General features: G+C 55.0%; 8 protein-coding genes and 1 tRNA gene. 7 read left to right on the top strand and 2 right to left on the bottom strand.

Annotation, left to right across the window (positions count from 1 at the left end; genetic code table 11):
* A partial coding sequence (locus BMX80_RS17375; protein ID WP_139214220.1) for a transposase occupies positions 1 to 212 on the top strand: 212 nt, incomplete at its 5' end.
* A gap of 188 nt (positions 213 to 400) precedes the next feature.
* On the opposite strand, the gene BMX80_RS17370 is transcribed toward BMX80_RS17375, so the two are convergent.
* Positions 401 to 1147 carry a spermidine synthase gene (locus BMX80_RS17370; RefSeq protein WP_074870767.1) on the bottom strand — a complete coding sequence of 249 codons (747 nt, stop codon included), beginning with the start codon at positions 1145 to 1147 and terminating at the stop codon, positions 401 to 403.
* A gap of 160 nt (positions 1148 to 1307) precedes the next feature.
* Between BMX80_RS17370 and BMX80_RS17365 the strand changes: the two genes are divergently transcribed.
* Positions 1308 to 2675, top strand: coding sequence for a class II 3-deoxy-7-phosphoheptulonate synthase (locus tag BMX80_RS17365; protein WP_074870765.1), 1368 nt, complete (start codon positions 1308 to 1310; stop codon positions 2673 to 2675).
* A 9-nt stretch (positions 2676 to 2684) separates the two neighbouring features.
* Here BMX80_RS17365 and BMX80_RS17360 read toward each other — a convergent pair whose 3' ends face one another.
* Positions 2685 to 2918 (bottom strand): DUF1127 domain-containing protein, encoded by a 234-nt coding sequence (locus tag BMX80_RS17360; RefSeq protein ID WP_175474926.1) that lies wholly within the window; start codon positions 2916 to 2918, stop codon positions 2685 to 2687.
* A gap of 100 nt (positions 2919 to 3018) precedes the next feature.
* Here BMX80_RS17360 and BMX80_RS17355 point away from each other — a divergent pair, with 100 nt between their 5' ends.
* The 5 genes from BMX80_RS17355 to BMX80_RS17335 form a co-directional block, all read left to right on the top strand.
* Entirely contained in the window at positions 3019 to 3873 is an 855-nt protein-coding gene (locus BMX80_RS17355; RefSeq protein WP_074870763.1) for a LysR substrate-binding domain-containing protein, read from the top strand.
* 86 nt (positions 3874 to 3959) lie between these two features.
* Positions 3960 to 4047, top strand: a tRNA-Leu gene (locus BMX80_RS17350).
* 797 nt (positions 4048 to 4844) lie between these two features.
* Positions 4845 to 5657, top strand: a complete 813-nt coding sequence (locus tag BMX80_RS17345; protein ID WP_074870761.1) for a hypothetical protein — start codon at positions 4845 to 4847, stop codon at positions 5655 to 5657.
* An 83-nt stretch (positions 5658 to 5740) separates the two neighbouring features.
* Positions 5741 to 6085 carry a hypothetical protein gene (locus BMX80_RS17340; RefSeq protein WP_074870758.1) on the top strand — a complete coding sequence of 115 codons (345 nt, stop codon included), beginning with the start codon at positions 5741 to 5743 and terminating at the stop codon, positions 6083 to 6085.
* Positions 6086 to 6149: 64 nt separating this feature from the next.
* Positions 6150 to 6430, top strand: a 281-nt coding sequence (locus tag BMX80_RS17335; RefSeq protein WP_139214163.1) for a transposase, incomplete at its 3' end; no start/stop codon positions are given.

Raw genomic sequence — 6430 nt, 5'->3', positions numbered from 1 at the left:
TGCAAGAGCAAATAGAACGCCTGAAAGCCAAAGTGCGCGCCAAAGTCGAGCATCCCTTTCACGTGGTTAAAAATCTGTTTCATTACCGCAAAACGCGCTATCGCGGTCTGACGAAAAACACGGCGCAGCTGTTCAGCCTGTTTGGCTTCGCGAATTTGCTGCTATCCAAGCGACATTTGATGCGTGCTCACGGGATAAATCCGTCTTGCTGACGGGAAATGGCCTCTACGGAGGCTGCGCTAACGCCAAAAGGCGCTAGTCATGCGGGGAATCGAGCTGGTTTTCTGATTTTGCGCTGCGAATCGGCACTGGTGCTGGTGTGAGGCTTAATAAATCAGCGTTTCCCTAGATGCGCACGCACTCTAATAAATCGCTCAAATGCACTCCAACTCCACAAACGCTAACTCGCCGCTCGCACGCCCTTTAATAGCGGCAACAAGTCATAACCAAGCTCGCCGCGCAGCGCTGCTACTTTGGCGGCCAGTGCGGCAAAGTCTGGCGCTGCGGTATTTGGCCCCGGCACCCACAGCAGCACATTGCCTTCGCACACTGGGCATTCCCAATAGTTGTGGCGAAACAAACCACGCAGCAATGGCGCGGCAAACGGCGCGCCGTTTTCGCCAGTCCATTGATTGATGATCAGCCAGCCACCGGGGCGCAATCGCGCATAGCAGGCTTCTAAAAAGCCCCACGACAAATGCTCGGCGGCCGGGCCTTCGTCACCGTATAAGTCCATAAAGATCAGGTCGGTGTCGGGCTCTTCGCCAAGCGCCTGTTGCGCTTCGGCAACCCGTAAGTGCAGGCCATCCAGCGCATCCAAAGCAAAAAACTCACGCGCCAACAGCGGCACTTGCGGGCGTAGCTCCAGCACATTCAGCTGTTTAAGGCCCAGCCAACGCTGCCCGGCGTGCAGCAAGCTGCCGGCCCCTAAGCCTAAAAACAGCGCCTTTTCTGGCGCGCCGTGCAGCAGCGCGCCCAGCAGCATGGCGCGGGTGTAGTCGTACTCCAGCCAAGCGGGGTCGGGCACATACAGGCAGCTTTGCTCGCACTCATCGCCAAACACTAAATAGCGGTAATCACCCACCTGCGTGACCCGTAAACGCCCCCACGCATCGTGCGTTTCATACAACAGGGTTTCTTCGGCCACAGGCTGCTCCGGAAAATAAAATGCATTATGCCTTGCACGGGTTAACACAGATCAATCCGCATGCCATAGAAAAAGGCCATAGTCGCGATAGGCTGCCTGCCCTGCCCTTATCAGTTACCATGCCGCCAACCTTAGAATGCCAAGCAATAAAGAGCCTGCCATGAGTTCGATCTGGAGCCCCGATAGCTGGAGAGCCAAGCCCATCCAGCAACAACCCGAATACCCCTGCGCCACGCAACTGGCCTCGGTAGAGCAACGTCTGCAAGCCATGCCGCCGCTGGTGTTTGCCGGCGAAGCGCGCGAGCTGCGCCGCCAGTTTGCCGAAGTCAGCCAAGGCCGCGCGTTTTTACTGCAAGGCGGCGACTGCGCCGAGAGCTTTGCCGAGTTCTCCACCGGCAAAATTCGCGACACCTTTAAAGTGTTGTTGCAGATGGCCGTGGTGCTCACCTTCGGCGCTGCCTGCCCGGTGGTCAAAGTCGGTCGCATGGCCGGCCAGTTTGCCAAGCCGCGCTCCAGCGGTGCAGAAACCCAGAACGGCATTACCCTGCCGGCCTACCGTGGCGATATCGTCAACGGCATCGGCTTTACCGAAGCCGAGCGCAGCCCAGACCCAGAGCGCTTGCTGGCGGCCTACCACCAAGCCACCGCCACGCTTAACTTGCTGCGCGCCTTTGCCGGCGGCGGCTTTGCCGACCTGCACCAAGTGCACCAGTGGAACCTCGATTTTATCGCCAACTCGGCAATGGCCGAGCGCTACCAGCAGCTGGCCGCGCGCATCGACGAAACGCTGGCCTTTATGCGTGCCTGTGGCTTCGACAGCGACCGCGCACCGCAGCTGAAAGAAACCAGCTTCTTCACTGCCCACGAGGCCCTGCTGCTCAACTACGAACAAGCCCTCACCCGCCGCGACAGCCTGACCGGCGACTGGTACGGCTGCTCCGCTCACATGCTGTGGATTGGCGACCGCACCCGTCAGCTCGACGGCGCGCATGTCGAATACCTGCGCGGCGTGGGCAACCCGATAGGCGTCAAAGTCGGCCCCAGCATGAATCCCGACGAGCTGCTGCGTTTAATCGACCTGCTCAACCCGGACAACGACCCCGGCCGCCTCAACCTGATTGTGCGCATGGGTGCCGACAAAGTGGCTGAGCACATGCCAGCCTTGGTACGTGCCGTGGAAGGCGATGGCCGCCGCGTGCTGTGGAGCTCCGACCCCATGCACGGCAACACCATCAAAGCCGGCAACGGTTACAAAACCCGCGACGTGGCGAGCATTCTTAAAGAAGTGCGCCAGTTCTTCGAAGTGCACCAAGCCGAAGGCTCGTACGCCGGCGGCATCCACATCGAGATGACCGGGCAAAACGTCACCGAATGCATCGGCGGCGCCCGCCCGGTAACCGAAGCTGGGCTTGGCGATCGTTACCACACCCACTGCGACCCACGCATGAATGCCGACCAGTCGCTGGAGCTGGCGTTTATGATCGCCGAAACCCTAAAACACGTTCGCCAGACCCGCGCTGCCGAATAAGGTTGCAAGCTACATGCGCAGCGGATCGTCCCAAAACGGTCGCTGCGCTTCTTTATCCACGTCATAACGGCTTAGGCCTAAATCCTTTAACGCCGCATCACTTAAGCCATACAATGCCGCCCGCTCGCGCTGCAATGCACGCCAGCGCTGTACTTGCAGCCACATGCGCCACCACCAACGCGGCTTCGCCTCGATAACACCCTCGCGGGACACGCAAAGCCAGTCTCGTTCGATGCAATCCATGATTCACCTCCTGCTGTCTGCTCAGTGCTGACAGAGTCTGTGGCGGGGCATAGAATCAATCCAACGAATTAAAATCATCCCAAGCATCAATTATTTTGAAATGCATCAGAGCCTAGATCCCGAACTGCTACGCACCTTTGTGGCGATTGCCGAACACGCCAGCTTTACCCGTGCGGCCCAAGCCCTAAACCGCACCCAATCGGCCATCAGCATGCAGATGAAGCGCCTCGAAGAAGACGTACTCGGCCGCCAACTGCTGCACCGCGAACCGCGCAACATCAGCCTCACCAGCGAAGGCCAAGCCCTGCTGCAATACGCCCGCCGCATTCTGCATCTGCACCACGAAGCCTTAAGCGCCATTCGCACCCCCGACTTGGTCGGCAAAGTCAGCATCGGCGCACCGGATGACTACGTGCTGCGCTTTCTGCCGGACATTCTCAAACGCTTTGCCCAGTGCTACCCGCTGATTGAAATTGAACTGCACTGCCGCACCAGCGACGAACTGCGCGCACTGCCCGAAGGCACACTCGATCTGCACATCCTCAGCTGCCGCCCCGGCCAAGAAGAAGGCGAACTGCTACGCCGCGAAGCCCTAGCTTGGGTCGGCCTTGCCGACACGCCGCTGCTCGACCAACAACTGCTACCGCTGGCCCTGTATGAAAACGGCTGCTTCTTCCGCGACTGGACTGTTAGCGCGCTGGAGAACATCCAACGCCCCTACCGCATCGCCTGCTCTAGCCCGAGCCTCACCGCCATTCGCGCCGCCGTCTTGGCCGGGCTTGCCATCACCGTGATGCCACGCTGCCTAATCGACGCACCGTTAAGCCTGTTAAACCACAGCGCACTGCCACCACTGCCCGAGGTATCGCTAGTGCTCTGCCACAACGAACAACGCGCCACGGCCGCCAGCCGCTGCCTTGCCGAAGAAATTCGTCAAGGTTTCCGCGCACTGTAGAAAAATTTGCGAACTTGTTGAAAAAGTTGAATTTTTGCCTCGACGCGAGCGCTCGAGCCGCCTAAGATAAGCGCCTCTCTACCCCGGCCCGGATGGCGGAATAGGTAGACGCAGGGGACTTAAAATCCCCCGATCATTGCGATCGTGCCGGTTCGATTCCGGCTCCGGGCACCATCTCTATCAAGCACCTCAGCCTGTTCGACCTTCGCGTCACCCCTTCACCGGTTCCGCAACTCCAGTTTTGTTCCGCAATTCGCTGTTTTTAGCGTATTGGCGTGACCTTTTGCCCTTTCGATCACCCACATAACGCTCAGCCTGCACGACCGTGTCGCTACCCGCTTTGGCTACGGGGCAAGAAACAGACATTTTTCGTTAGCAATGCCCGCTGCCGCGCCGGCTTTATCAAAGCGCATGCCCAGCTTGGAGCTGGCATGACATAGTCCTCCGCGCCCCTGTGCAACGGAATGAAGGGAGCTGAGCTTGGCGCTAGCTTAGAAAGTGAGCCCATAGCGCGGGCGATTATGGGTGTAGAAGCTGCCGCTGCTTCGCCCGGCCAAACTGGCCAAAGGCTCTACGTCGTGGTGTAGCGCAGTGAGATTGGCTAAATCTAGGCCTTCCAGTTCCGTGCTCGTTCCTGCACTATCGAGTCAGTAACCCCGCGTTTTGACTGACGCCGAAACAGCTGCATAGTCAGGACAAACAAGCCTTGATCACGACGAAACGCCTTCAAGCTTGAGCAATCAAAACGCGGGATAGCGATAACACAGGAAGTGGCTAGGCGATGGCATGCCCGGAGGAGATTCAAGGATGAATAACGAAATTACCCCTCAAACACACCAAATGTCGTCTAACTGCAGAACACACCCCGACGTGCTGAACAGTGGCCTTTTAGAGGCTTTGCAGCCGTGGAATGCCAGCAGGCTAAACGACACACTGTGTCTACATCACGTTAGCAGTCAAAGGAAATGTATATGCTAGACCGCGAAAAATACGAAAATGGAATACTGTCCGTCCGCTTTATTGGAAAACGGCTAGAGGATAGTGGCGTCAGCATTTATGACTTAAGTGAATCACTACTAGCTATACAAAGAATAATCCACAAAGCCTATTTAGCTCAAAATGGAAAGTTGCTGAAAGGGGCGTATCCAAGCAAAGAGGAGCGTGAATCACTTGCCCTGCAACTGGGTGAGAGAAAACGCAAATCCGATGCATTTGCCCTTCTACCAATACTCGCAGACCCTGTAGTTCAAGAGTCCATGAAAAAGCTCATGGATTATGTGATTTCTGGAGTTGTAGGATACTACATAGGTGATATCCTCAAGCGTGTAGAAAAAGAGGAAGATCAAAATAAAAAAATATTCATTGGCTCGATATATACCGAGGTAGCAAATATCGTTAATCGAGTTGACTCCGTTGGCGGAGTTGAGTCAATTTCTCTAGGCGCGCCTGCGTTAGACAGAGAAACAGTCGCTGTATTTTCTGGCCAAACTAAAGAATACCTTGCATCCCTCAAGGACGAGACTTACCTTGGCACCTATCAAGAAATACAAGGAAAGGTATACAAACTTTATCCAGCCAGCAAGATCGTAGCAATTCGTAGAGCAGGCAGAGCTACTGTTAGCATATTCCTCAAACAAGCAGATTTTGACACCATAAGATACAACCGAGACTCAAATCAGGTGTTTTTATTTAAGGGGCGTCCGATATATAGATTTGGAGTTGAAACAAAATCCGTTTCTGAGTTCGAAGCCAATGAAATTGAACTAGCTGCAGTTGACAGCTAACAACCACGCCAAGCCGTTCGTTTCGCTCAACGGGGCGGTAAAGTCCGCACCTAAACAAAGGCCAGCCTTTGAGGAGTATTTCTTTGCTTCAGTGGTTAATCGACAACAAGGAATGGTTTCTTAGCGGATTAGGAATTTCTCTTATTGGACTAATTATGTCAATCTTCAAAAAATACACCTCCTCCGAAAAACACGCAAACAACATTAAAAACATCAACTCAAACGGCAGCATAACGATAAATCAAGCAAGTGGGAATGCAAAAATCAACACACTGACACCAGAAAGAAAAACCGCCAAAATAGTAATCGTTGACATATTTGACTCAGACAAAAAAACCATTGAAGAAAGCCCTCAACCCACAGTCGAACTAAAGCTACTTAACTCAGGCGACGAGGTCGCATTTGTTAAAGAGATAGGGAAACGCTGATTTATTCCTCAGCAGCTCTCTTGGCTGGCACAATCGCGGGAAGCCCATCGCCTGAGTCAGCCGCATGCAAAAAACCTTTTCCGAAGCCGAATATGCCGGCAAGAAAAAGCTGACACGCCGCGATCGATTTCTCAGCGATCTTGAGCAGCTCACGCCTTGGACCTTGCTTGAAGCTCAGATTGCCCCCTTCTATGCAGACAACACGGGCAAGCGTGGGCGTCCCAGCATTGGTTTGCCACGCATGCTTCGCTTGTACGTTGTGCAGCAGTGCTTTGGTCTTTCGGACGAAGGCACAGAAGATGCGGTTTACGACAGTCAGGCTATTCGCGGCTTTGTCGGTATCGA

This window comes from Atopomonas hussainii, assembly GCF_900109735.1.
Classification (GTDB): Bacteria; Pseudomonadota; Gammaproteobacteria; order Pseudomonadales; family Pseudomonadaceae; genus Atopomonas; species Atopomonas hussainii.
The sequence above is the reverse complement of the archived record's forward strand: the minus strand, read 5'-3'. Positions and strand labels throughout refer to the sequence as shown.